Origin of the sequence: Rothia nasimurium (assembly GCF_035916755.1) — a bacterium.
Lineage (GTDB): Bacteria > Actinomycetota > Actinomycetes > Actinomycetales > Micrococcaceae > Rothia.
Map to the genome: position 1 here is coordinate 254319 of NZ_JAYWIX010000001.1, position 25921 is coordinate 280239.

General features: G+C 60.5%; 20 protein-coding genes, 1 tRNA gene and 1 pseudogene. 17 read left to right on the forward strand and 5 right to left on the reverse strand.

The window, feature by feature from the left end:
- The 10 genes from hutI (at position 1) to VSX42_RS01185 (ending at position 9760) form a co-directional block, all read left to right on the forward strand.
- Complete coding sequence (gene hutI / locus VSX42_RS01140) at positions 1 to 1191, forward strand: imidazolonepropionase (RefSeq protein ID WP_326502587.1); 1191 nt, start codon at positions 1 to 3, stop codon at positions 1189 to 1191.
- On the forward strand, positions 1191 to 2198 hold the full coding sequence (gene hutG, locus VSX42_RS01145; protein WP_326502588.1) for a formimidoylglutamase: 1008 nt from the start codon (positions 1191 to 1193) through the stop codon (positions 2196 to 2198). Before hutI ends, hutG begins: the two co-directional genes overlap by 1 nt.
- Before the next feature lie 73 nt (positions 2199 to 2271).
- Positions 2272 to 3813: a histidine ammonia-lyase gene (hutH, locus tag VSX42_RS01150; protein ID WP_326502589.1), complete on the forward strand. Its 1542-nt coding sequence runs from the start codon at positions 2272 to 2274 to the stop codon at positions 3811 to 3813.
- Positions 3814 to 3959: 146 nt separating this feature from the next.
- Entirely contained in the window at positions 3960 to 4208 is a 249-nt protein-coding gene (locus VSX42_RS01155; protein WP_237206886.1) for an HGxxPAAW family protein, read from the forward strand.
- Between the two features lie 187 nt (positions 4209 to 4395).
- Positions 4396 to 5223, forward strand: a complete 828-nt coding sequence (gene trpC, locus VSX42_RS01160; protein WP_326502590.1) for an indole-3-glycerol phosphate synthase TrpC — start codon at positions 4396 to 4398, stop codon at positions 5221 to 5223.
- A 114-nt stretch (positions 5224 to 5337) separates the two neighbouring features.
- Positions 5338 to 6690 carry a tryptophan synthase subunit beta gene (gene trpB / locus VSX42_RS01165; protein ID WP_326502591.1) on the forward strand — a complete coding sequence of 451 codons (1353 nt, stop codon included), beginning with the start codon at positions 5338 to 5340 and terminating at the stop codon, positions 6688 to 6690.
- Positions 6690 to 7538: a tryptophan synthase subunit alpha gene (trpA, locus tag VSX42_RS01170; protein ID WP_326502592.1), complete on the forward strand. Its 849-nt coding sequence runs from the start codon at positions 6690 to 6692 to the stop codon at positions 7536 to 7538. The genes trpB and trpA overlap by 1 nt, the downstream gene beginning before the upstream one ends.
- A gap of 12 nt (positions 7539 to 7550) precedes the next feature.
- Positions 7551 to 8459: a prolipoprotein diacylglyceryl transferase gene (gene lgt, locus VSX42_RS01175; RefSeq protein WP_326502593.1), complete on the forward strand. Its 909-nt coding sequence runs from the start codon at positions 7551 to 7553 to the stop codon at positions 8457 to 8459.
- 263 nt (positions 8460 to 8722) lie between these two features.
- Complete coding sequence (locus VSX42_RS01180) at positions 8723 to 9139, forward strand: hypothetical protein (RefSeq protein ID WP_326502594.1); 417 nt, start codon at positions 8723 to 8725, stop codon at positions 9137 to 9139.
- 168 nt (positions 9140 to 9307) lie between these two features.
- Positions 9308 to 9760 (forward strand): hypothetical protein, encoded by a 453-nt coding sequence (locus VSX42_RS01185; RefSeq protein ID WP_326502595.1) that lies wholly within the window; start codon positions 9308 to 9310, stop codon positions 9758 to 9760.
- A gap of 71 nt (positions 9761 to 9831) precedes the next feature.
- On the opposite strand, the gene VSX42_RS01190 is transcribed toward VSX42_RS01185, so the two are convergent.
- Positions 9832 to 10854 carry an aminoglycoside phosphotransferase family protein gene (locus VSX42_RS01190; protein ID WP_326502596.1) on the reverse strand — a complete coding sequence of 341 codons (1023 nt, stop codon included), beginning with the start codon at positions 10852 to 10854 and terminating at the stop codon, positions 9832 to 9834.
- A 181-nt stretch (positions 10855 to 11035) separates the two neighbouring features.
- Between VSX42_RS01190 and adhP the strand changes: the two genes are divergently transcribed.
- The 3 genes from adhP (at position 11036) to VSX42_RS01205 (ending at position 18800) form a co-directional block, all read left to right on the forward strand.
- Positions 11036 to 12079, forward strand: coding sequence for an alcohol dehydrogenase AdhP (adhP, locus tag VSX42_RS01195; RefSeq protein WP_244955914.1), 1044 nt, complete (start codon positions 11036 to 11038; stop codon positions 12077 to 12079).
- Positions 12080 to 12643: 564 nt separating this feature from the next.
- Positions 12644 to 17344, forward strand: a complete 4701-nt coding sequence (gene gltB / locus VSX42_RS01200; RefSeq protein WP_326502597.1) for a glutamate synthase large subunit — start codon at positions 12644 to 12646, stop codon at positions 17342 to 17344.
- Entirely contained in the window at positions 17337 to 18800 is a 1464-nt protein-coding gene (locus VSX42_RS01205) for a glutamate synthase subunit beta (RefSeq protein ID WP_326502598.1), read from the forward strand. The genes gltB and VSX42_RS01205 overlap by 8 nt, the downstream gene beginning before the upstream one ends.
- Before the next feature lie 260 nt (positions 18801 to 19060).
- Here VSX42_RS01205 and VSX42_RS01210 read toward each other — a convergent pair whose 3' ends face one another.
- Complete coding sequence (locus tag VSX42_RS01210; RefSeq protein ID WP_326502599.1) at positions 19061 to 19618, reverse strand: flavodoxin domain-containing protein; 558 nt, start codon at positions 19616 to 19618, stop codon at positions 19061 to 19063.
- A gap of 2 nt (positions 19619 to 19620) precedes the next feature.
- A complete protein-coding gene (locus tag VSX42_RS01215; RefSeq protein ID WP_326502600.1) occupies positions 19621 to 20211 on the reverse strand; it encodes a flavodoxin domain-containing protein in 591 nt (196 codons plus the stop codon).
- 339 nt (positions 20212 to 20550) lie between these two features.
- Between VSX42_RS01215 and pyk the strand changes: the two genes are divergently transcribed.
- From pyk to VSX42_RS01230, 3 genes and pseudogenes are all read left to right on the forward strand, one after another.
- Positions 20551 to 22020, forward strand: a complete 1470-nt coding sequence (pyk, locus tag VSX42_RS01220; protein ID WP_326502601.1) for a pyruvate kinase — start codon at positions 20551 to 20553, stop codon at positions 22018 to 22020.
- Between the two features lie 90 nt (positions 22021 to 22110).
- Complete coding sequence (locus VSX42_RS01225; RefSeq protein ID WP_326502602.1) at positions 22111 to 22566, forward strand: SRPBCC family protein; 456 nt, start codon at positions 22111 to 22113, stop codon at positions 22564 to 22566.
- Between the two features lie 893 nt (positions 22567 to 23459).
- Positions 23460 to 24649, forward strand: a pseudogene (locus VSX42_RS01230) (IS3 family transposase); the annotation flags it as partial.
- A 63-nt stretch (positions 24650 to 24712) separates the two neighbouring features.
- On the opposite strand, the gene VSX42_RS01235 reads toward VSX42_RS01230, so the two are convergent.
- Positions 24713 to 24792, reverse strand: a tRNA-Leu gene (locus VSX42_RS01235).
- A gap of 208 nt (positions 24793 to 25000) precedes the next feature.
- On the opposite strand from VSX42_RS01235, the gene VSX42_RS01240 reads away from it, so the two are divergent.
- Positions 25001 to 25615, forward strand: a complete 615-nt coding sequence (locus VSX42_RS01240) for an ANTAR domain-containing response regulator (RefSeq protein WP_135012073.1) — start codon at positions 25001 to 25003, stop codon at positions 25613 to 25615.
- Positions 25616 to 25738: 123 nt separating this feature from the next.
- Here VSX42_RS01240 and VSX42_RS01245 read toward each other — a convergent pair whose 3' ends face one another.
- A complete protein-coding gene (locus VSX42_RS01245; RefSeq protein WP_326502603.1) occupies positions 25739 to 25909 on the reverse strand; it encodes a hypothetical protein in 171 nt (56 codons plus the stop codon).
- Between the last annotated feature and the right edge of the window lie 12 nt (positions 25910 to 25921).

Here is a 25921-nt window from a genome sequence, read left to right on the forward strand (position 1 = left end):
ATGACCAGCCGTCTCTTTACCAACATCGGGTCGCTGGTCACCAACGACCCCACCCTGGACCGCGGGCCCCTTGGCGTGCTCGAAAATGCCGCCTTCGTAGTGGAGCAGGGACGCATCACCTGGGTTGGCGCAGCCAGCCAGGCACCGGCGTCCGACCGCTGTGTTGATGTGGGCGGGCGCGCCGTGCTGCCGGGCTTCGTGGAATCCCACTCCCACCTGGTCTTTGCCGGGGACCGCTCGCATGAGTTTGCCGCCCGCATGGAAGGCAAACCGTACGAAGCCGGTGGCATTCGCACCACCATCGAGGCTACCCGGGCTGCGAGCGCAGCTGAGCTGGAACGCAACACCCGCTCTCTCATGCAGGAGTACGCCCGGGCAGGGGCAACCACGATTGAGGTGAAGACCGGCTACGGCCAGTCGGCTGAATCTGAACTGAAATCGGTGCAGGTCGCTGCGGCCTGCACCGACGAGGTCACCTTGCTGGCTGCCCATGTGGCTCCGCCGGAGTACCGGGATAAGCACGACGAGTACGTGCAGATGGTGGTTGACACCATGATTCCGGAGTGCGCCCCCTACGCCTCATGGATTGACGTGTTCTGCGAGCGCGGTGCCTTTAGCGAGGACGAGTCCCGAGCAGTTCTCAAGGCCGGTATGGCTGCCGGTTTGAAGGCGCGCGTGCACGGGAACCAACTGACCTACGGGGCCGGTGTACAGCTGGCCGTTGAGCTGGGAGCTGCCAGCGTGGACCACGTGGTCTACCTGACGGACGCGGACGTCGACGCCCTGGCTAACAGCTCGACGGTGGCTACCGTGCTCCCCGGGGCAGATTTTTCAACCCGGGGTGCCTACCCCGACGCCCGCCGCCTGCTGGACGCCGGGGCAACGGTAGCGCTGGGGGCCGACTGCAACCCAGGTACCTCCTTCACCACCTCCATTCCCTTCTGCATCGCCCTGGCCGTGCGCGATGTGCACATGAGCCCTGACGAAGCCGTTTGGGCAGCAACAGCCGGGGGAGCGGCAGCCCTGGGGCGCACCGACATCGGTGCCATCACCGTGGGAGCCCGCGCCGACGTCCTCGCCCTGGACGCCCCCAACCACCTGCACCTGGCCTACCGCCCCGGCGTGCCCCTGGTCGCAGGCGTCTGGAAGGACGGGCAAACCGTCGTACCCCTGCACGAGGAGGACATCTAATGATCCAGGCAATAACCGACCGGCCAGCCCCGGCATGGAGCGGGCGCGACGACGGGCCCGGAGCTGAACACCGCAGGCTCTTCCAGGTGGTGCAACCGCTTGCCCAGCTCACCCAGAAGCCGGATGCCCTCTTCATCGGATTTGCTTCCGATGAGGGTGTGCGCCGCAACCAGGGGCGCACCGGAGCTGCCGAAGGTCCCACCGCCTTACGCTCGGCCCTGGGGACCCTGGCGCTGGCCCAAGGGACGTCCGGCAACCGCCGCACCGACCTGGTCCTGGGGGACGCCGGTGACGTCGTTGTCACCTACCGCGACCTGGTAGGAGGCCACCGCAGACTATCAGAAGCCGTCACCGCCACCATCGACGAAGGGTCCCTGCCGGTGGTTCTCGGTGGCGGGCACGAAGTCGCCTACGGCACCTACCTGGGGCTGGCCACGTCCTCCCGTAGGCAAAACTACCGGGGCCGGGCTAGGGCCGCCCGCATCGGCATCCTTAACCTCGACGCCCACTTCGACCTGCGCGAAGCGGACGAACCCACCAGCGGAACCCCTTTCAGCCAGGCGCTCGCCGAGGAAGAATGGGCGGGCACTGAACTCACCTACGCGGTGGTGGGCATCTCTGAGGCAGCCAACACCCAGGTGCTCTTCGACGCAGCGGCACGGTCAGGAGTTCACTACCTGCTCGATGAAGAAACCCACTGGGGCAACCTGCAAGCCATCGACAAGTTCATTGAGGTCTTTACCGCAAACGTTGACCTGATTTACCTGACCCTCGATCTTGATGTGCTCCCGGCAGCCGTTGCCCCCGGCGTCAGCGCTCCCGCCGCGCTCGGTGTCGACCCAGTCATCATCAACCGCATCATGGGCAGGGTTGCTGCCTCGGGTAAGCTCGCCGCCTTCGACGTGGCCGAACTCAACCCCTCCCTCGACATCGACGGACGCACCGCCAAAACCGCAGCCCGCCTAATTCACACCGTCCTGACCCGGCACGCACCTCTGCCGGAGTAAAACTCTATAGGTTCTGCAGGCTCACGCTCGCCGAGCGCCTGCTTCACCTCAGACACTTTCAAAGGAGAAAACCATGACCACCACCGTCACCGTCGGCATTGGGCCCGTGAGCTTCGCCGACCTGATCGCAGTTGCCCGCCACGGCGCAGCCGTCACCATCAGCGACGAAGCCCTGGCTGAAATCGAAAAATCCAGCCAGCGCATCCGCGACCTCGCCAACTCCGACACCCCCGTCTACGGCGTCTCCACCGGCTTCGGCGCCCTGGCCAACAAGCACATCCCCCTTGAGATGCGCAAGGCCCTGCAGCGCGGCCTGATCCGCTCCCACGCGGCAGGCTCCGGCCCCGAGGTCGAAACCGAAGTGATTCGCGCTCTCATGCTCCTGCGCCTTTCAACCCTGGCAACCGGCCGCACCGGCGTCCGCCCCGTCGTCGCCCAGGCCTACGCCGACATGCTCTCTGCCGGGCTCACCCCGGTGGTGCGCGAATACGGTTCACTGGGCTGCTCCGGTGACCTGGCGCCCCTGTCCCACTGCGCCCTGGCCATCATTGGTGAGGGGCAGGCGCGGGACGCCGACGGCAAGCTCTACGAGACCGCCGAGGCTTTCGAGAAGTTCGGGCTGACCCCGGTTGAACTGGCTGAGAAGGAGGGTCTGGCCCTCATCAACGGCACCGACGGTATGCTGGGCATGCTGGTGATGGCCCTGACCGACCTGGACGCTCTGGTCAAGCTTGCCGACATCGCTGCGGCCATGAGCGTGGAGGGTCTTGCCGGTACCGACCGCGTCTTTGCCCCCGAACTGCACGAGCTGCGCCCCCACCCCGGCCAGGGGGCAGCGGCTGCCAATATGAAGAAGGTGCTGGAGGGCTCCGGTATTATCCAGCACCACGCCGAGAACGTGACCACCTACGTGCAGGACGCCTACTCCCTGCGCTGCGCACCCCAGGTCGCCGGGGCCGTGCGCGATACCATCGAGCACGCTCGCACTGTTGCCCTGCGTGAGCTGGCCTCGGCGGTTGATAACCCCGTGGTGACCCTGGACGGCCGTGTGGAATCAAACGGTAACTTCCACGGTGCCCCGGTCGCCTACGTGCTGGACTTCCTGGCAATCGCCGTGGCCGATGCTGCTTCCATCTCGGAGCGCCGCACCGATCGCTTCCTCGATGTTGCCCGCAACCGCGGCCTGCCGCCCTTCCTAGCCGATGACCCCGGCGTGGACTCGGGCCACATGATCGCCCAGTACACCCAGGCTGCGATTGTCTCTGAGCTCAAGCGCCTGGCCGTACCCGCCTCGGCCGACTCCATTCCTTCCTCGGCAATGCAGGAGGACCACGTCTCGATGGGCTGGTCGGCTGCCCGCAAGCTGCGCAAGGCGGTGGACGGGCTCACCCGCGTCCTGGCTATCGAAATCCTGACAGCCGCCCGCGGTATCGACCTGCGCGCCCCGCAGACCCCCTCACCGGCAACCGCCGCTGTGATTGAGCGCCTGCGCAAGGACGTCGCTGGCCCCGGCCCCGACCGCTTCCTCTCACCCGAAATCGAGCAGACCGTCGAACTGGTCGCCAACGGCGAACTGCTGGCTGCGGCTGAGAGCGTCACTGGCAGTCTCGCCTAGTTCTCCGTCTTACGGAAATAAAAAGGCACACGGGTGCCTAAACTGGGCCAAAGAGCCCGCTATCTTCTAAGATAGAGATAAGCACCCGTGTGCTCGGCACCCCATACACCGGCAAGCGCACGCCCACACACTACAAGGAGACTCACATGGCACAGCAGACCGTTGAGATGGTCCCCGACCTGCCCTACAACAACCACGGCAACACCACCGCCTCATGGGCCATGGTCATCATCATGATTGTCGGCTCAATCATCGGCGCAGTCGGCTTCTGCATCTCAAACACCCCCATCTTCGTTGTCGGCGTTGCCATCATCGCCATCGGCGTTGTTGCCGGTATCGTGCTGCGCTCAGCAGGCTACGGCCAGGGTGGCAAGCACACCAAGTACCACCACTAAACTCAAACCCACCCGGGTGAGGTTAGGAAAGGGGCACCCCGCACAGGCGCGAGGTGCCCCTTACCTTTTCTTCACACTTGTTCTCACCCGGTGAACCCGTCTGGCAAACGTTCAGCCACCTGAGCGATACTAGAGGGGCACCACCTACCCAACCTGCGCCGTCCGCGCACCAGCACCAAGGGGCACCATGACCGTACTTGACGACATCATCGTAGGCGTCCGCGAAGACCTCGAAACCCGCCGCGCCGCCCTGCCACTGGACGAGCTCAAAAAGCAGGCAGCCGCCCAGGCTCCCGCGCTCGATGCCCTGGCAGCCCTACGTGGTGCTGAAGCTGGGAGCGTTGAAATTATTTCAGAGGTCAAACGGTCCTCACCGTCTAAGGGCGCCCTCTCCGACATCCCCGACCCCGCCGAACTGGCTGCCGCCTACCAGGCTGGAGGAGCGGCCGCCATCTCTGTGCTCACCGAAGAGCGCCGCTTCAAGGGCACCCTGGCTGACCTCGACGCCGTCCGCGCCGCCGTCAACATCCCGGTTTTGCGCAAGGACTTCACCGTCGATGAATACCAGATTTGGGAGGCCCGCGCCCACGGTGCCGACCTGGTCCTGCTCATCGTTGCCGCCCTCGACGACGACACCCTGTGCCGCTTCCTCGACCTCACCCACGAGCTCGGCATGAACGCCCTGGTCGAAACCCACACCCCCGAAGAAATCGAGCGGGCTGTTGTGGTGGGTGCCCGTATTGTGGGCGTGAACGTGCGCAACCTCAAGACTCTTGAAGTCGATAACGCCAACTTCAGCAAGCTAGCCCCCCTGCTACCCACGGACGCCATCATCGTGGCAGAATCCGGCGTTGCCAGCCCCGAGGACGTCGCCGACTACGCTTCGCACGGCGCCAAGGCTGTGCTGGTGGGTGAGGCCCTCGTAAAATCTGGCACCCCCACCGAGACCCTGCGCGACTTCCGCGCCGCCGGTGCCCAGGCTCGCCAAGCCTGGCTGGGTGCCCAGCCTGCCTAACCCCACACCCCACTTACCCAAGCACCGCGCCTGCCGCTCCCCGAAGAGAGAGCCGGGCCCAGGCGTCCGCCCCCCATCAGACACTCAACGTTCAGCCCACCGAAGGGAAACCCCATGACTGAAACCCTCGCAGATCAATTCCTGGCCTCGGGCCAGAGCCTCAAAAACGCGCCCGGCCCCTACTTCGGGCAGTACGGCGGACGCTACATGGCAGAATCCCTGATTGCCGCCATGGATGAGCTCGAAGAAACCTTTGAAAAGGCAAAGCTCGACCCCGACTTTATCGACGAGTTCCGCCGCTTCTCGGCCGAATACTCCAACCGCCCCTCCCTGCTGACCGAAGTTCCCCGCCTCTCCGCCGAAGCTGGGGGAGTGCGCTTCTTCCTTAAGCGCGAAGACCTTAACCACACCGGCTCCCACAAAATCAATAACGTGATCGGCCAGGCCCTGCTCGCCAAGCGCATGGGCAAGACCCGCCTGATCGCCGAAACCGGTGCAGGCCAGCACGGGGTCGCCACCGCTACCGCCGCCGCCCTCTTCGGCATGGAATGCGTGGTTTACATGGGCGAAGAAGACACCGAACGTCAGGCTCTCAACGTCGCCCGCATGCAGCTGCTGGGCGCAACCGTCATCGCCGTGCAGACCGGCTCCCGCACCCTCAAAGACGCCATCAACGAAGCTCTGCGTGACTGGGTATCCAACGTCGACACCACCCACTACCTGCTTGGCACCGCAGCAGGCGCCCACCCCTTCCCCGCCATGGTGCGTTACTTCCACGACGCCATCGGCACCGAAGCTCGCGAACAGTTCCTCGAGGCCACCGGCACCCTGCCCACCGGCATTGCAGCCTGCGTCGGCGGCGGCTCCAACGCCATCGGCCTCTTCCACGCCTTCCTCGACGACGCCGACGTCAAAATCTACGGCTTCGAAGCCGGCGGCGACGGAATCGACACCGACCGCCACGCAGCCACCATCAACCTGGGCCGCCCCGGCATGCTCCACGGCGCCATCACCTACCTCATGCAGGACGAGGACGGCCAAACCATCGAGTCCCACTCCATCTCAGCGGGCCTCGACTACCCCGGCGTCGGCCCCGAACACGCCTACCTCTCAGACATCGGCCGCGTAGACTACCAGGCCGTCACCGACACCGAAGCCATGGACGCCCTGCGCCTGCTCTGCCGCACCGAAGGCATTATTCCCGCCCTCGAATCGGCCCACGCGCTCGCAGGTGCCCTGCGCATAGCTAAGGAATGGGCGGACGCAGACCCCGCCACCGCGCACGAAAAGTCCATGATTGTCTGCCTCTCCGGTCGCGGCGATAAGGACATGGAAACCGCGCTCAAGTGGTTCGGCCTGGGCAAGGCTATTCCCTCGACCAGCCTGAACGTGGGGAACAAGGAAGCGGCGGCAGAGACCACCATACAGAACGACAATGCTGCACAGAACGAAAGCAAGGGTGCCTAATGAGCCACATCGATTTTCAGGACGAAACCCGCTACTCCGTGCGTAAGGGCACCTTTCCTCCCCCCAACCCCGACTCCAAGCTGGCCGCTCGCCTTGCCGAGTGCAAGGCTGAGGGGCGAGCTGCACTGATTGGCTACCTGCCGGTGGGCTACCCCAGCGTTGATGAGTCTATCGAGGCTGCGATTGAGATGGGCCGGAACGGGGTCGACATTATCGAGCTGGGCCTGCCCTACTCAGACCCTGTTATGGACGGCCCCGTGATTCAGCGGGCCACCGTTGAGGCGATTGAGAAGGGCTTCCGCACCGACGACCTCTTCCGTGCGGTCCGTGAGATTACCGCCGCCACCGATGCCGTGGTGCTGGTGATGACCTACTGGAACCCCGTGCTGCGCCGCGGCGTCGACCGATTCGCAGAGGAACTTGCCGCAGCCGGTGGCGCTGGTCTGATTACCCCCGACCTGGTGCCCGATGAGGCCGCTGACTGGTTTGAAGCGTCAGAAGAGCACGGCCTGGATCGCATCTTCCTGGCAGCTATTTCATCTAGCCCTGAGCGTCTAGCCCTGATTTCGAAGGCTTCGAGCGGCTTTGTCTACGCTGTCTCGGTGATGGGCGTGACCGGTGCCCGCTCGTCGGTAAACACCGCCGCAGAGACCCTGGTGTCTGACCTGCGTGCCGCTGGTGCCCCTGCGGCCTGCGTGGGGCTGGGCGTGTCTAAGCGTGAGCACGTTGAAGAAATCGGTGCCTACGCCGACGGCGTGATTGTGGGTACCGCCCTGGTGAAGGCTCTGGCTGAGGGGGGCCCGTCCGCCGTGGGCGCCCTGACCCGCCAGCTGGCTGGCCGCGAGTAGGGTAGGGGCCGAATGACTACCACTGTGCTTGCTTCTATCCCCTCGCCGTCCATCTCGACTATTGAGCTGGGCCCCCTGACTATCCACTTCTATGCCCTCTGTATTTTGGCGGGCATTATGGTGTGCATGTGGCTCACTAGCCGCCGTTGGGCCGCCTGGGGCGAGGACTCCGAACGTGTCTGGGACGTTGCCATGTGGGCGATCCCCTCAGGCATTATCGGCGCCCGCCTCTACCACGTGCTGATTACCGACCCCGGCTCCTACTTCGGTGAGGGCGCTGACCCGCTTGATGTCTTCAAGATTTGGGAGGGTGGCATCGGCATCATGGGCGCGATTTCGGTCGGTGGCCTGGGTGCCTGGTACGCCTGCCGCCGCTACGGGATTTCGCTGGCTAAGTTCGCGGACGCCGCCGCCCCCGGAATCATGATCGCCCAGGCTATGGGCCGCTGGGGCAACTGGTTCAACCAGGAACTTTTCGGCAAGCCCACCACCCTGCCTTGGGGGCTGCAAATTTCGGCCACCTCGCCCAACTTCCCTGATCAGTACCCGGCGGGCACGCTCTTCCACCCGACCTTCCTCTATGAGTCCCTGTGGAACCTACTGGGTGCGGCCCTGCTGATTGCCCTGGGCCGCCGCGGCATCTTTCAGTTGGGCCAAACCTTCTGGGCCTATGTTGTCTGGTACGGTTTCGGCCGTCTGATGATTGAGAGCTTCCTGCGCATCGATACCGCTGAGATGCTGCTGGGGGTTCGTATTCACGTGTGGACTTCTGGTTCTATCTTCTTGCTGGGCATAGTCATGTTTGCCCTGATGGGTCTACGAGCGCGTAGGCGAGGGGAGCTCCCGGGGGCCTATAGGCAGGGCGCTGTCGTGCCCAGCGCGGACGAGCCCGCCCCGGCGTCCGTCCGCTCCGGCGACTAGCGTAGACACCCGAGCCTAACGCCCCACAAAAAGTAGTCCGCACTTATTCTGAAAAGTCCGCAACTAGTTGCGGGTACATCAGAATAAGTGCGGATTACTTTTCACCCTGGGCCAGCCTGAAGCGGTTCTCGGGCCTACACCTGCAACGGCTGGCTTAGACCCTACTCTTTTTCTCTTGACCCTACAGATTATCTCGGGGTGAAGGGAGAAGTGATAGGGTCTTTTAGAGTACTAGCAAGTGCGACAAGAGGTGGTGTGTAATTATGAAGCAACAGTGTTTACAAACGCTTGTGTTAACGGGAATGGTCCTCCTAGTCGGTTGTTCCGCGTCTGAATCCGGTGTTGATGCGGTAAGTCTGGAGTCACCTGCGGATGCTTATGCTTGGACTCCAATTACTGAAGGATTTGACCGTTCAGAAATAACCCTCTCCCTTGTACAAGGCAAAGCGTATGTTATTGATGCTCAATGTGGCGGTGAAGAGGGTGCCGGATTTACTGTCGATGTTTCATACGAAGACGGTACGTCTATAGCTAGTTATCAGCTTCAGTGCCCACAGCACATTAATGAATTTTTAGATGTGACTAGAGATGAGCGAGTAACTATGGCAGTTTCTGCACTAGACGGAAAAGACCTACCTACACATAACTCGTATGCGAGTATTCTGGGCGAGGGTGAGTAGTACCTGCACATTAGAACCTGATCCGCATTTATTCTGAAAAGTCCGCAACTAGTTGCGGGTACATCAGAATAAGTGCGGATTACTTTTCACTCTGAAACAGTAAAAAGTTGATAAGTCTGCTTGTTGAAAGGTAGGGTAGAGGTAGTCAGCTTCACAGATGAGGTAAATATGAAGTATTCATCTTTCCCAAATCTCACAACGATTCCGGCCTATCTACTGTCTTTTGCCCTGTATTCGCTAGCAAGTTACGGGCTGCTTGTCTCGCTAGGAACAGTATTTTCTTCGCGATTTTTCCAGCCTGGGTTAACGGTTTTATTTGGAGCCTGGTGTGGTGGCGTACTGGTGTTCTTGGCTCTACACCACCGGGTAAAAGCTGAGCGTGAACAAGCAGGCGGTGCAAAGCGCCGTGGAATGTTTGACTCCTGGCTGCCGGGTAGCCCTGTTGAAGCTGTGCTGGCACTTCTTGTATATGGTTGTGCTGTCAATGGTGCTGTGTATGTAATTGGGTTAGTAACTGGCGCAGCTTTCACCTGGGTCACGGCGCTCATGGGGCTAGTGGCAGCGCTTCCGGTTGCCGCTGCTGGTTTTAACCGAAACCTGGCTCGCGGTGGTAACGCCTAACCCGGGCGCCTAATCCGCACTTATTCTGAAAAGTCCGCAACTAGTTGCGGGTACATCGGAATAAGTGCGGATTACTTTTCACCCTGGGCTAGTCTGGTGAGCAGGGCGGACGCGCGGTGGGCCCGCATGCCCACCAGCGACGAGTTCGTAGAGTCACTGGGCTTCTGCATTGAAGCGTAGAAATAGTAGCCCGCAAAAGCGACAACAGTAGCCTGCAAGAACTCGAGTGCAGGACGCCCGGATGCCGGCATTAGCTCGTATACCCCAGCAAGAGTCAGCTCGGGGTTAGCAATCAGAGCGTCAGTTGCCACCGAGGCCCAGTCAATTTGGGTGTTGCCCACCGTCGCCCAAGGCCAGTCAATCAGAATAGCCTCGCCGGTGGGGCGAATCAGAATGTTGTCGCCGCGCAAATCGGTATGCACATAGGAGTTCCCTGCCAGATGGGCAACCAGGTGCTTGTCTACAAAGGCGGCAAACTCGGCGGCCTTCTGGTTGATAAAGGGCAGAAGCTGCACTAGCTGCTGGTAGGAATCAGTGGCCTGAACGTAGACCAGGTGCTCTAGGGTTACACCCCGAGTGAGTTTGTGCCAGAAAATGAGTTCCTCGGTCAGGTCAGCTTCGGTGGTCGGCAGGTTTAGGCTTGGGTCAACCGGAACTCGGCTCATGCTCTCTAAGGCCCGGAAAACGGCGGCCAGTTCTTCTTTTTGCCAGGGGTTTTCCGGGTGCCGCCCCTCGATATCTTCTAGGAGCAGGGCAACCCAACCTGCGCCGTCCGCCCCGGAGAAATCGCGGGTAGCAAGGACGGCCGGGGTCGGGGTGCTACTGGAGAAGGACGCGGTGATACGGCCCTCCTGCCGGTGCAGGTCAGCAGTGCGAGGGTGGAGGTTGGCGTCAACAGCCTTGAGGAAAGCCCTGCGCCCGCTTGCAGTCACTAGGCGGTCGGCGGTGCCCAGGCTGTACCCGCCGCTTTGCGACTCAGCGCCTATTACGGGGCTTTCTAGCTCTTTCTCAACCCACGCCTGTACGGAACGCGGGAGGTCTGCCCAAGTGGCACGTTGGCTGGTAGATAATGCGGATGCGGTCTGGTCGCTCATGGCTCTAGTGTAGCTACCAGGTGCTGCCCATGGCGGCACATCCCCTTCGACGCTCTTAGTGCAGTTTGAACCGTAACAGAACAGAAAAAACCCTAGAGCCCTGGCGCGTAGCCACACTAAACACCTAGTCTTTAAGTGAGCCACAACACCCTAATTGGTTTGCTTTGTAAGGAGCTATCATATGGCCACGATGAAAGCCGTTGTTGTTTCTGACCGCCTCGATGGAACCGTTGACATTAAGGACGTGCCCGTACCCGAAGTGGGGCACGGGCAGGTGCTTGCCAAGATTGAGTACTCGGGCATCTGCCATACCGATCTGCACGTAGCAGCCAGCGATTTTGGCGAAAAGCCCGGTCGCATCCTGGGGCACGAGGGTGTCGGTGTGATTACCGAAGTTGGCCCCGGTGTAGACCACCTTGAAGTGGGCGACCGTGTCTGTGTTCCCTGGTTCTTCAAGGGCTGCGGCCACTGTGAATACTGCACTGACGGCCGCGAAACCTTCTGCCGCTCCGTCATCAACGCTGGCTACACCGCCGATGGTGGCATGAGCGAATACACCCTGCTCTATGCTGACTACACCGTCAAGGTTCCTGACGCTCTCGACCCGGTTGAGGCAACCTCTATTACCTGTGCGGGTGTAACCACCTACAAGGCTGTGAAGGAAAGTGGCGTGCGCCCCGGCCAGTGGATTGTCTGCTTTGGTGCTGGTGGCCTAGGTAATCTCTCTGTGCAGTACGCCAAGAACGTCTTTGGTGCCCAGGTCATTGCCGTTGATCTTAATGAAGATAAGCTCCTGCTGGCTAAGGACAGCGGTGCAGATGTGGTCATCAACGCCAAGAACGTTGAAGACGTTGTAGAAGAAATCAAGAACACCACCGGTGGTGCTGGTGCCCACGTTGCTGTTGTCACCGCCGTGGCTAAGGCAGCCTTCAACCAGGCTGTTGATTCTGTGCGCGCCGGTGGTACCGTGGTTGCCGTGGGTCTGCCCACCGAGTCCATGGACCTCAATATCCCCCGCCTGGTGCTCGACGGTATAAAGGTGCAGGGCTCCCTGGTGGGTACCCGCCAGGATCTCGCTGAAGCCTTCGAGTTTGGCGCCCAGGGGCGCGTGAAGCCCGTGGTTCAGCTGCGCCCGGTCGAAGATGCCCAGGCAATTTTTGACGAAATGCACGCCGGCTTAATTAACGGACGCATGGTGCTCGACTTTACGGGGGCAACCCGCTAAATCGCCTACCGCTGGGTGGGGCTCTGGAACTTTCCAGGGCCCCACTTTTCTACTCTCTATATGAAATATTCATCTCACATATCAAGATTCAAAGTTTCAAGTTTGTTTCATTTTGCAGCCCCAGAGTAAAGCCAGCCTTTGAATAGTTACGCAAAATATTCATGACCTAATCTGGCTTTGCCTAGGTCACACGGGCTCAATTTCTAGGCAAAGGGCGTATCTAGTAGGGGAGCGATCCCGAGTCTGCCTGTGTAATACCCAGCTGCCTATTGAATCTTTACACGCAGGGTCGTATAAATTTACACATACGTAACGAAGTCTCTAGAGACTGATGGGCGATTACCTTCGCACCTACCCGAGTGCGAGGCGAACCGCAGACTCAGGCCCCCACCCGGGCGTCCTTGAGTCACCGCACGCTCCATCGTCACAGCGAGGCGACCACCGACATCTTGTGCTGCAAGGGAGCGGCTAAACCGCAGGCGTCCTATGCCATCAGCTCCCGCGCGCCAGCCGTTTAGCCTACTCCACCGGCACCAGAGCCCAACGTAAGTAGGAACGGCCCACATGAGTCACACCATGCTCGGCAGTGCAGTCCACGCCGATAAGACCTTCACCCAGGACCCCCATACCCTCGGGCACGCCCCTTCACCCTTCACCACCTTTGCCTCCATCCCCGAGGCTACCGGTCTCTACAGCCCGGAGAATGAAAAGGATGCTTGCGGCCTGGCCATGATTGCCACCCTGCGCGGCACCCCCGGCCACGACATCGTCGATCACGCACTGACAGCCCTGCGCCGTCTGGAGCACCGCGGTGCTGTGGGCGCGGACGAGGGTACCGGCGACGGCGCCGGTATTCTGCTGCAGATTCCGGACGCCTTCCTGCGCGAGGTCGTGGACTTTGACCTGCCCGAACTCGGCAAGTACGCCGTGGGTACCGCATATCTGCCTACGGACGGCGAAAACGCAGATGAACTCAAAGAGGGGCTGACCCAGATTGCCCAGCGCGAGGGCCTGCGCGTGCTCGGCTGGCGCGAGGTGCCGGTCAAGGCAGATATCGTCGGTAAGGCTGCCCGCGAGGTCATGCCCTACTTCGTGCAGATGTTCATCGCAGAGGCATCTGGCGAAGATGTGGACGCCGTCAACGCCCCCTTCACCGGTCACATCCCCGTGGTCAACCTGGACGAAGACTCAGAACGCCGCCAGCTCGACCAGAAGGCATTCCGCGTGCGCAAGCGCGCCCAGCACAAGCTCGGTGTCTACTTCCCGTCCTTCTCATCGCGCACTATTGTCTACAAGGGCATGCTGACCACCGCGCAGCTTGAACCCTTCTACCCGGATCTCTCCGACCCGCGTTTTTCCACCAAGCTGGCAATCGTCCACTCGCGTTTCTCGACTAATACCTTCCCCTCATGGCCCCTGGCACAGCCCTTCCGCACCATCGCCCACAACGGCGAAATCAACACGGTCAAGGGCAACCGCAACTGGATGCGCGCCCGCCAGTCCCAGCTCAAGTCCCCGGTACTGGGCCGCAACCCCGAAGAGCTCTTCCCGATTTGCTCGGTGGGTGCCTCTGACTCCCAGAGCTTCGATGAAGTTGCAGAACTGCTGATGCTCTCGGGCCGTTCGGCTGCCCAGGTGCTCATGATGATGGTTCCCGAGGCATGGGAAAACCACGAAACCATGGACGAGGACCGCCGTGCCTTCTACCGCTACCACTCCTCCCTCATGGAGCCCTGGGACGGCCCCGCCGCCATTGCTTTTACGGACGGCGACAACGTCGGCTCCGTCCTGGACCGCAACGGCCTGCGCCCCGGCCGCTACTGGGTCACCGACGAGGGCCTGGTCATTTTGGCCTCTGAGGTCGGCGTGGTCGACATGCCCGAAGAGAAGATCGTTGAGAAGGGCCGCGTTTCGCCCGGCAAGATGTTCTTCGTAGATACCAAGGCAGGACGCCTGGTGCCCGACGAAGAGGTCAAGGCTCAGGTAGCTGCCGAGCAGCCCTGGAAGCAGTGGGCCGATGAGAACATCGTTGACCTGGCTGACCTGCCCGAGCGCGAGCACATCCGCGCCTCTCGCAAGTCGATTCTCAAGCGTCAGCAGACCTTCGGCTACACCGAAGAAGAGCTGCGGAAGATTCTCGCCCCGATGGCCAAGACCGGCGCTGAACCCATCTACGCCATGGGTACCGACACTCCCATCGCGGTGCTCTCTACCCGTCACCGTCTGCTCTTTGACTACTTCGTGCAGTCCTTTGCACAGGTGACCAACCCGCCGCTGGACTCCATCCGTGAAGAGCTGGTGACCAGCCTCAAGACCTCTATCGGTGCCGACGGCAACCTGTTGCGCAACGGCCGCGTCAAGGTCCAGCACGTGGGGCTCAACTTCCCCGTCATCAATAACGACGAACTCGACAAGATTGCCCACATTGAGGACGAGGACGGCATGCCCGCCGCTCTCAAGGTCAGCGGCCTCTACCCGGCCCACGGGGGAGAAGAAGCCCTGCGCGCCCGTATCTCTGAAATCTGCGAAAAGGTTTCTGCCGCTGTAGAACGCGGCGTGCAGTTCCTGATTCTTTCAGACCGTAACTCTAACGGCGCCTGGGCGCCCATCCCGTCCCTGCTGCTAACCAGCGCCGTCCACCACCACCTGCTGCGCTCAGCCACCCGCACCAAGGTTGCTCTGATTGTTGAAGCCGGCGATGTGCGCGAGGTCCACCACGTTGCCACCCTGATCGGCTACGGTGCCTCGGCGGTCAACCCCTACCTGGCCATGGAATCAGTAGAAGAGCTGGTTGCCCAGGGCGAAATCACCGGTGTGACTGAGTCCGAAGCGGTCTACAACCTGATTAAGGCTCTGGGTAAGGGCTTGCAGAAGATTATGTCCAAGATGGGCATCTCCACCGTCTCCTCCTACTGTGGTGCGCAGACCTTCGAGGCTCTGGGCCTCTCCCAGCAGGTCGTTGACCAGTTCTTCACCGGCACCCATTCCCAGATGGACGGTGTGGGCCTGGACGTCATCGAAGCTGAAACCCGCAAGCGCCACCACGACGCCTACCCTGATGACGGTGTTGCCGTACCCCACCGTGCCCTGGAAACCGGCGGTGAGTACGACTGGCGCCGCGAGGGCCCGCCCCACCTCTTCAACCCCCAGACCATCTTCCGTCTGCAGCACTCGACCAAGACCCGCCGCTACGACATCTTCAAGTCCTACACCAAGCTGGTTGACGACCAGGCCAAGGACCTGATGACCCTGCGCGGCCTCTTCACCTTCACCGAAGACCGCACCCCCATCTCCATCGACGAGGTCGAGCCCGTCAGTGAGATCGTCAAGCGTTTCTCCACCGGTGCTATGAGCTACGGCTCTATCTCCAAGGAAGCCCACGAGACCCTGGCGATCGCCATGAACCGCCTGGGGGCAAAGTCCAACACCGGCGAGGGTGGCGAGGACATCGATCGTCTGCTCGACCCCGAACGTCGCTCTGCCATCAAGCAGGTAGCCTCCGGTCGCTTCGGCGTCACCTCCCTCTACCTGACCAACGCCGACGATATCCAGATCAAGATGGCCCAGGGGGCTAAGCCCGGTGAGGGCGGCCAGCTCATGGCCGAGAAGGTCTACCCCTGGGTAGCTAAGACCCGCCACTCCACCCCCGGCGTTTCCCTGATTTCGCCCCCGCCCCACCACGATATTTATTCCATCGAGGACCTCGCCCAGCTCATCTACGACTGCAAGCGGGCCAACCCGTCCGCCCGCGTCCACGTCAAGCTGGTGTCCGAAATCGGTATCGGCACCGTGGCAGCAGGCATCGCCAAGGCTAAGGCGGACGTCGTGCTCATCTCGGGTCACGACGGCGGTACCGGCGCAGCCCCGCTCAACTCCCTCAAGCACGCAGGTGCCCCCTGGGAGCTCGGCCTAGCTGAAGCCCAGCAGACCCTCATGATTAACGGCCTGCGCGACCGCGTGGTTGTCCAGGCGGACGGCCAGCTCAAGACCGGCCGAGACGTCATCATCGCTGCCCTGCTGGGTGCCGAAGAATACGGCTTTGCCACCGCACCCCTGGTCGTCGAAGGCTGCATCATGATGCGCAAGTGCCACCTGGACACCTGCCCCGTGGGCGTCGCTACCCAGAACCCCGACCTGCGCGCCCGCTTCACCGGCCAGGCAGACCACGTGGTCAACTTCTTCGAGTTCATCGCCGAAGAGGTGCGCGAATACCTGGCCCAGCTGGGCTTCCGCACCCTGGATGAAGCCATCGGCCACGCTGAGGTGCTCGACATGTCCCAGGCTATCGACCACTGGAAGGCCGACGGCCTTGACCTGACCAAGGTGCTCACTTCCACCGCCGTCGAATACGAGGGCCAGGGCATCCGCCACCTCAAGGACCAGGACCACGAGCTCGAGGCGCACATCGACAACACCTTCATCGCAGCCGCCCAGGGAACCCTGAGCGACCGCACCCCGGTTGCTATCAACTCACCGGTGGTCAACACCGACCGCTCCGTGGGCACCATGCTGGGCCACACCGTCACCAAAACCTTCGGTATTGAGGTGCTGGACCACGACTCCATCACCCTCAACCTCACCGGCCACGCGGGCCAGTCCCTGGGCGCCTTTCTGCCGCAGGGCATCACCATCCGCCTGACCGGCGACTCCAACGACTATGTAGGTAAGGGTCTCTCCGGCGGCCGCATTATCGTGGCTCCGGATGCCGCAGCCCCCCTGGTTGCCGAAGAGAACGTGGTAGCCGGTAACGTCATCGGCTACGGCGCCACCAGCGGCGAAATGTTCATCCGCGGTATCGTCGGTGAGCGTTTCCTCGTTCGTAACTCCGGTGCCACTGCCGTTGTTGAAGGCATCGGCGATCACGGCTGCGAATACATGACCGGTGGTAAGGCCCTGATTCTAGGTGCAACCGGCCGTAACTTCGGTGCGGGAATGAGCGGCGGTACCGCCTACGTGCTCGACCTCGATATGGCCAAGGTCAACAAGCAGTCCCGTGAATCCGGCGAACTCGGCTTCCTGGAACTGACCGAGGACGACCGCGCCGAGGTCGCCCAGCTGCTCACCCGCCACCGTACCGAGACCGGCTCAACCCTGGCGTCCGCCCTACTAGAAGACCTGGAGGGCACCTACGCCCGCATCACCAAGGTACTCCCGCGCGACTTCGCCGCCGTACAAGCTATCCGTGCCGAGGCTGAAGCCGCCGGCGAAGACACCGAATCCATGCAGGTTTGGAACAAGATTTTGGAGGTGACCGCTCGTGGCTGATCCCCGCGGTTTTCTGAAAGTAACCACCCGTCAAGACCGACCCAAACGCCCCGTGCCCGTGCGCATCCTTGACTGGAACGAGGTGCAGGTCGCCCAGAACTCGGCCGTGCTCAAGACCCAGGCATCCCGCTGCATGGACTGCGGCGTTCCCTTCTGCCACGTCGGTTGCCCCCTGGGCAACCTGATTCCAGAATGGAACGACCTGACCTGGCGGGAGCAGACCGAAAAGGCAGTAGAACGACTGCACGCCACCAATAACTTCCCCGAGTTCACCGGACGCGTGTGCCCGGCTCCTTGCGAAACCTCCTGCGTGCTGGGCATCAACCAGCCCGCGGTAACCATCAAGCAGATCGAGTACTCGATTGCCGAGCAGGCTTTCGAGGGCGACTACATCGAGCCGATCATGCCCGACCGTATGCTCGATAAGACCGTGGCTGTGGTTGGCTCTGGCCCCGCCGGTCTGGCCGCAGCCCAGCAGCTCACCCAGGCAGGTTTCACTGTTGCTGTCTTCGAACGCGACGACAAAGTGGGCGGCCTGCTGCGCTACGGCATCCCCGACTTCAAGCTGGAAAAAGATATCGTTGACCGCCGTATTGAGGTCATGAAAGCCGAAGGCACCCGCTTCCGCACCGGCATTGAAATCGGTAAGGACATCACCTGGGATGACCTCAAGCGCCGCTACGACGCCGTCATCGTGGCTACCGGCGCTACCGCTCCGCGTGCCCTGCCCATCCCCGGGGCCGACCTGGACGGTGTCCACTTCGCCATGCCCTACCTGACCGAAGCCAACCGCGTGGTAGCCGGCGACCTCGCCGCCCCCACCATCGACGCAGCGGGTAAGCACGTAATCGTACTCGGTGGCGGCGACACCGGTTCAGACTGCATCGGCACCGCCGTCCGCCAGGGAGCTGCCTCCATCACCACCCTGGCCATCGGCGCCCAGCCCCCAGCAGACCGCGCCGACCACGAGCCCTGGCCCATGTTCCCCAAAGTCTTCGAGGTCTCCTCATCCCACGAAGAAGGCGGCGAACGCAAGTACCTGGCCTCAACCGTCGAATTCGTGGGTGAAAACGGTAAACTCACCGGCCTCAAGGTTGCTGAAACCGAATACCTACCCGACGGCCGCCGCGTGCCCAAGGCAGGCACCGAACACGTCATCCCCGCTGACCTGGTCTTCCTGGCCCTGGGCTTCACGGGCCAGGAAAACGACGCCATCACCACCCAGGTCGGCGCAGAACTCGACCGCCGCACCAACGTGGCCCGCGACGAGAACTATATGACCAACGTCCCCGGCGTCTTCTCCTGCGGTGACGCCGGCCGCGGGCAGTCCCTGGTCGTGTGGGCTATCGCCGAAGGACGCGCCTGCGCCGCAGCCGTCGAAAAGCACCTGACCGGCTCCACCCTGCTGCCGGCCCCCGTCGCACCCAGCGACCGGGCGATTGATTTGGCGCTCTAATAGCGGACGGCAGACAGACTCACGCTCGCTGCCGACCCTCTCACCTGGTTCGCTAGCTGGCTCGCAAGCTCGCCAGATTCGCACCAGTTTCTTTGTCGCCTGTGGGCGGAAACTGGTGCTCATCCGCTCACTTCACCCGAGCCAGCAGCTTCGCTGTGAGTCTGCCTATCTAACCTTAGTAACGAAGCACCACCAAAACACCGGCCCCGTCCCAGAATCTCTGGGGCGGGGCCGGTTTTCTGTTGAGACCCAGCCTGCTCTTAGGCTAGGGCAGCTACTGCCTCGACCAGCGGTTCAACCTGCTCTTGACTGGAGTAGTCAACGGTTTTGCGGGTGAAGCTATCGAGCATCTGCTGGTTAGCTTCAGACTTTTTGGGCAGGGCGGCGATAGCCGAGCGGATGCCCACCATCACGGTTTTGTGCTTAAAAGAAAGCCGGGTGTGGTCGAGGCCGCCGCGCAGGTGAAAGGTGCCGAGGGCGTCCTGAACCAGGGTCTTGCCCAGGTTCTTGGCCAGAAGGGCATCGAGCTTCTGCTGGCTTGCCCCTGCCAGACCGCTAAACGAGACGGTGAAGAGGGCAAAGGGCTTGACCCTCAGTTCCTGCTCGTACTTTTTGAGCTCCTGGGCGCCGGTGAGGAGCCCGCCGTAGTCGCTCAGGCCCGCCACCAGGACGTCCGCATCTGCTACAGCACGCTCGGTCAGCTTTTCCAGGGGGAGTAGCTGGGTGGCAAAGCGCCCCTCTAACTGCTGGCTGATCCAGCGGGCGTACTGCTCGGTGTAGCCGTACTGGCTACCGTAGGCAATCAGTAGTGTTTTCATCGCTAGGAGGCGGCGATGTCGGTCAGGTAGGTTTCGACCTCGGCGACCAGGGGCTTGGTCCATTCGCGGTTGGTGTGGTCGGCCCCGCCGTTTTCGAAGGCTTCGATGAGCTGCTTGTCGTACTCGTTCTGCTTGGGCTTGAGCTTGTAAGCGGTCTTCACACCGGTGAGGGCGGTCTTGTGCAGCTTGGACATTTCATCCATCTTGAGGCCCCCGCGGAAGTGGAAGGCGGGGCGGTCGCCAGCGACGTCTGCCTTGTAGCTCTTCATGACGCGCTCGTCGAGGTAGGAGCGGGGGTATACTTCGGTGCCGTTGAAGGAGACCGTGTAGAAGACACGGTTGGGCACAGTAAGTATGGCTTCGCGGCGCTTGCGCAGGGTAGGTGCGCCGGTGAGGAAACCGCCCAGGTAGCTGGCGCCGACGATGAGTACGTCGGCTGCTTCGATGATTTCGTCGGTGGCTTCGGCGACGGGGGAGAGGGTCACCTGGGGCGCGGACGCATGGGCGCGCAGGTCTTCTGCGATCCAGTGGGCGTAGCGTTCGGTATGGCCATAGGTGGAGCCGAAGAGGATAAGGACGTTCGGGGTAGGCATGGGCACTCTTTCGTCGGTTTGCGGGTGGGTAGCTAGCGTTGTGTTCTGCATTCAGGATACGCGCCCGGGGCGTGTGCTCTCAAAGCTGACAAGCTAGATAACGGATTTTGTTTGTTTGTGACTGTTTATGTGTGTTTTGGTGGGGTTTGTGTCGAATATTTACACAGAAAGTGCCCGATGCCTCCACCAAAACCTCACGAAACAACGTATAATGAGGTGTGGACATGTTGGTTTCATGCTGACTATCTGTGAATATGTTGGTTGTTGGCGGTGGTCAATCCGCTACCGACAGAAACCACACCAAAGGTTCTCAGACCCCTACAAACCTAAGGTTGATTGATGAGACGCGCAAAGATTGTTTGTACTATTGGCCCCGCAATTTCTGCACCCGAGAAAATTGCTGCGGCTATCGAAGCGGGCATGAACGTCGCCCGCCTGAACATGAGCCACGGTGACCACGAGGTTCACACCAACTCATACGCAACCATCCGCGAGCAGGCCGAAAAGCTTGGCCACAACGTCGCGATTCTCGCCGACCTTCAGGGCCCCAAGATTCGCCTCGAAACCTTCAAGAACGGCGCTGAGGTTCTTGAGCCCGGCGACACCTTCAAGATCACCATCGAAGATGTTGAAGGCACCAAGGAAATCTGCGGCACCACCTTCAAGGGTCTGCCCGGTGACGTCAAGCCCGGCGACACCCTGCTGATTGACGACGGTAAAATCCGCCTCGAAGCTATCGAGGTTGACGAAACCACCGTGACCACCCGCGTCATCGTCGGCGGCCCCATCTCCAACAACAAGGGTATCAACCTGCCTGGCGTTGCTGTTTCCATCCCCGCCCTGACCGAGAAGGACGAGCGCGACCTGCGCTTCGCCCTGAACATGGGCGTGGACATCATCGCTCTCTCCTTTGTTCGCTCCGGCGACGACATCCAGCGCGTCCACGAAATCATGGAAGAAGAAGGCCGTAAGATCGCCGTCATCGCCAAGATTGAAAAGCCCCAGGCAGTTGAAAACCTGCAGGATATCGTCGACAAGTTCGACGGCATCATGGTCGCCCGTGGCGACCTGGGTGTGGAGTTCCCCCTCGAAGAGGTTCCCCTGGTACAGAAGCGCGCCATCGAACTGGCCCGCCGCTGGGCAAAGCCCGTTATCGTGGCAACCCAGGTGCTGGAAACCATGATCCAGAACCCCACTCCCACCCGTGCAGAAGCCTCTGACTGCGCTAACGCTATCCTCGACGGTGCCGACGCTGTCATGCTCTCCGGTGAAACCTCAGTGGGTAAGTACCCCATCATCACCATCCAGACTATGGCTCGCATCATCAAGTCCACCGAAGAGCGCGGCCTCTTCCGTGTTCCCGAGCTGGGCACCTCACCCAAGACCCGCGGTGGCGCTATCACCCGCGCAGCGGTCAACATCGCTGACCAGCTGGATGTTAAGTACATCGCCACCTTCACCCAGTCTGGTGACACCGCCCGCCGTCTGGCCCGCCTGCGTCCGGCCAAGCCTGTGCTTGCCCTGACCCCCGAGCCCTCCGTGCGTGCCTTCCTCTCCCTGCTGTGGGGTGTTGAGGCAGCGGTTTCACCCACCGCCAAGGACACCGACGAGATGACCGCCGTGGTCGACCGCTACATGCTGGCTAACGGTCTGGCTCAGGCTAACGACATGATCGTCATGGCTGCTGGTTCACCTCCCGGCGTTGCAGGCTCCACCAACACCGTCAAGGTTCACCGCGTTGGTGACCTTGATGACGCCGGTGCTGTGCTCCCCGAGGCCCGCGAGCAGGTCGGCCCCTACGCTGACTAAGGGTTAGCCCGCTCCTGGGAGCTAATACGTTGGCCCCGCCACTTCATTACGATGAACTGGCGGGGCCTTCGTCTAGGTAGACTGGTTGACATGGCAAATACTTTACTCACTCGCTCCACTGTTATTGATGCCCCCGTTGAGCAGGTTCGCGCCCTGATTGAGGACCTGCATGCCTGGGAAAGCTGGTCACCCTGGCAGGGGCTTGACCCCACTATGCAGCAGACCTACTCCGGTGCCGAACACGGCGTTGGTGCAAAGATGGCCTGGGCCGGCAATAAGAAGGCCGGTGAGGGCCGCATGACCGTGGTGACGGTGCAGGACAACCTGGTTGAAATCGATATTGAATTCATCAAGCCCTGGGTGGCCAAGAACCGCAGCCACTTCAAGTTACAGCCCATTGAAGGCGGCACCGCCGTTGCCTGGTCGATGAGCGGCGAGCAGAACCTGATGATGAAGGTGATGTTCAAGGTCTTTAATATGCAGAAGCGTATCGGTTCGGACTTTGAGCGCGGCCTGGCCCGTCTCAAGGTGGCAGCAGAGCGTTAGGACGCCCGCCGCCCCCGGTTGCCTGCGGGAAAGTTCTTTGTCATATAGGGGTCATAGTTACCTATTTTGGTTGAAGAATAAACTTTAACCTGACTGACAGGTGTAGACTGGCTAGTGGTGATTCAGGACCGGAGATTTGGTTTTGAATCGAACCGCCGTAGGAACCACAAGATCAAAGCCTGGCTTCGGTCTTGTCTCCTCACCAGCCCGCCTGCCCCTTCGGGGTGGGTGGGTTTTTTGGGTTATATGACAGAAAGTGTGCCTCCGCTCGCATAAACACAAGATAACCAGCCCCACACGTTAGCTCCCTGCCTGATATGCAACCACCGAACCAAACGAGACGGAAAAACCAGAGCCGGAACCACCCGCGCCAGTGCCTGTGAGCGTGCACCAAATCGCCGAACGTGCAGCGGGCAAATGCACGCTCAGCGATATCACGCACGCTCACTTATGAACACAGACAGCACAGGGGCTGCACTGTGAGAAAAACCCGGCGCTACCTGGCCAAGCCTGCACGGATATCAGTGCTCAGATTCATCTCAAAACTTCCCGGGGTGGGGCACCCGTTATGTCCTATAAACCTGAGTGGCACGAGCTGGCGTAAAAATGGAATGGGGTTCAAAAAGGGGTTCACACTGTTTTTGAGAGGGCAAAGAAAAGCCCCCGACCTGGAATGTGAACTGCTCCCCATAAGTTGGACTACTAAAAAAACAGTCACCAACCAATGGGGAGCATCTCCTATGCGAGCACGAAGCTCACTCACCCAACACCAACGAGAACAACTCATCCACCTCTTCCAACAAGGCACAGGAAGCAAAGCAGCAGCCAGAGAACTCCACATCTCCCGCTACGCCGCAGAAGCACTCGAACGCCGCTACAAACTCCATGGCACACTATGCCTTATGGAAAAACCAACCAAACAGCACTACCCCTACGACATCAAAAAAGAAGTCGTTACCCGAAACCTCAAGGGCGAATCTAGAATGCACCTAGCCCAAGAATTCGGCCTTTCATCAGATAACCTCGTCAAAAACTGGGTACGCGCATGGCGTGATGGCGGGGACGAAGCACTGATGCCAAAACCTAAAGGACGTCCCAAAGGCTCCACCAAACCAAAGACACTCACAGAGGAAGATAAGCTTCGCCGTGAAGTTGAAAAGCTGCGGGCTGAAAACGCCTACCTAAAAAAATTGCGAGACTTGAGGAACCAGGGGCGCTGGTAAAAGCTCAAACCGTCGTCATCCTCAAGTCTGAACATAAACTTGAAGACCTCCTAGAAGCAGCTTCCTTAGCTCGTTCAACCTATTTTTATCATCAAAGTCGGCTTACTCAGCAGGATAAACATGGTGCCCTAAAGCAAGCGATACACCAGATTTTTATTGGTTCGAAGCGGCGGTATGGCTATCGCAGAATTCTTCTGCAGCTACGTAGCCAAGGTTGGAAGGTTAACCACAAGCTCGTCTACAAACTCATGGATCAGATGAACCTGAAATCCAAAGTCAGGCCACGTAAAAAATACAGCTCCTACCAGGGGCAGATCAGTTATATCGCTGAGAATCTCTTGAACCGTAACTTCACCCCCAATAAGCCCAATATCGCGTGGGTTAGTGATGTTACCGAGTTTCGGGTTTGCGGTACTAAGGTGTATCTCTCGCCGATCATGGACTTATACGACCGCACAATCTTGTCCTACGAATTATCGTTATCGCCGAACACTACGTTTACTGCGAAGTCTTTACGAGATGCGATGTCCTGGCATGGGCCAGCTGAAGGTCTGATTGTTCATACTGACCAGGGGTTCCAGTATCAGCATTCCAGTTGGAAGAAGCTGATTGAAGGAGCTGGTGGGGTGCAATCGATGTCGCGTAAGGGTAACTGCTACGATAACGCGGTGATGGAGAACTTCTTTGGGCACCTGAAGTCTGAGGTGTATCACGGTGAGAGCTTTGCCAGTGTTGAGGATTTCTGTCAGGCGGTTGATGACTATATCTATTGGTATAACAACGGTAGGCTTCAGAAGCGATTAAAGGGCCTGACTCCGATGGGGTATCGGAGCCAGGCCTTGGCAGCCCTAACGGTCTAGGATTAAACCAGTCCAACTTTCGGGGGCTAGTTCAATGTTTCACCAGGTCGGGGGCTTGTTTTGTGCCCAAGGTGGGACTCGAACCCACACTCCGAGGAACCGCATTTTGAGTGCGGCGCGTCTGCCAATTCCGCCACTTGGGCAAGTGCGAAAGCTCTTCTACAATACACGTTTTTGCCTGCTAAAAGCCAATCGGCCCTCGCCCTAGAAGAAAAGCCCCAAGCCCTACTATGATAGGAACCGAAGAGGGTACGCACTATCACCACGAATATGTACGCCCACAAGGTTGTGCGCGTGCGAAAATAGATAGCGAACCTCAACTAAACGCTGAAACGACCTAAGGAGCAGGGTATGTCAGAGCAGACCACCCAGGAGCCCGAGAACCACGATCAGCAGCCTGCACGCACCGTCGTCGTCGCTGAAGACGAGGCGCTGATTCGCCTCGACATCGTCGAAATCCTCAAAGACCAGGGCTTCAACGTCATCGCCGAAACCGATAACGGCAAAAAAGCTGTAGAACTGGCTGAAGAGCACCGCCCCGATCTGGTACTCATGGACGTCAACATGCCCATCATGGACGGCATCGAAGCAGCCGGCCAAATCAGCGAGCAGCAGCTGGCGCCGGTCGTCCTGCTCACCGCCTTCAGCCAGAAAGAACTGGTAGACCGTGCCACCGAAGCAGGCGCCATGGCCTACGTGGTTAAGCCCTTCACCCCCAACGACCTGATTCCCGCCATCGAGGTGGCAATTAGCCGCTACGAGCAGATTCGTGCCCTTCAGGACGAAGTCACCAGCATCAAGGAACAGTTCGAGACCCGTAAACTGGTTGACCGTGCTAAGTCCCTGCTGATGACCAAGATGGGGCTCAGTGAGCCCGAGGCCTTCCGCTGGATTCAGAAGACCTCCATGGACCGCCGCCTCTCCATGCGCGAGGTCGCCGAAACCATCGTCAAGCAGGTTCAGTAGGGCAGCACCCCTAGCCTGTAACTAAGCCCGCCCCAGCGTATTACTGGAGCGGGCTTTGCTGTATTCAAAAGAAGGGGGCGGACGCCTGCCGGTGGGGAGGCGTCCGCCCCCTCCTGTGTGGTGCTAGAGGGCGTCCTTGTGGTCGCTCTTAGTTCCGATTCCCCAGAGGGTGATGGCGGCGCTGACGGTCACAGCGGCCCACCAGAGGCCGCCCTGGCTCAGGGCTGTCACCGTGAAGATGAGGGTCAGCACCAAGAAGATATTGCCGATGAGTTTGCGGCGTTCTGCGGTCATGGTGGGCCTTTC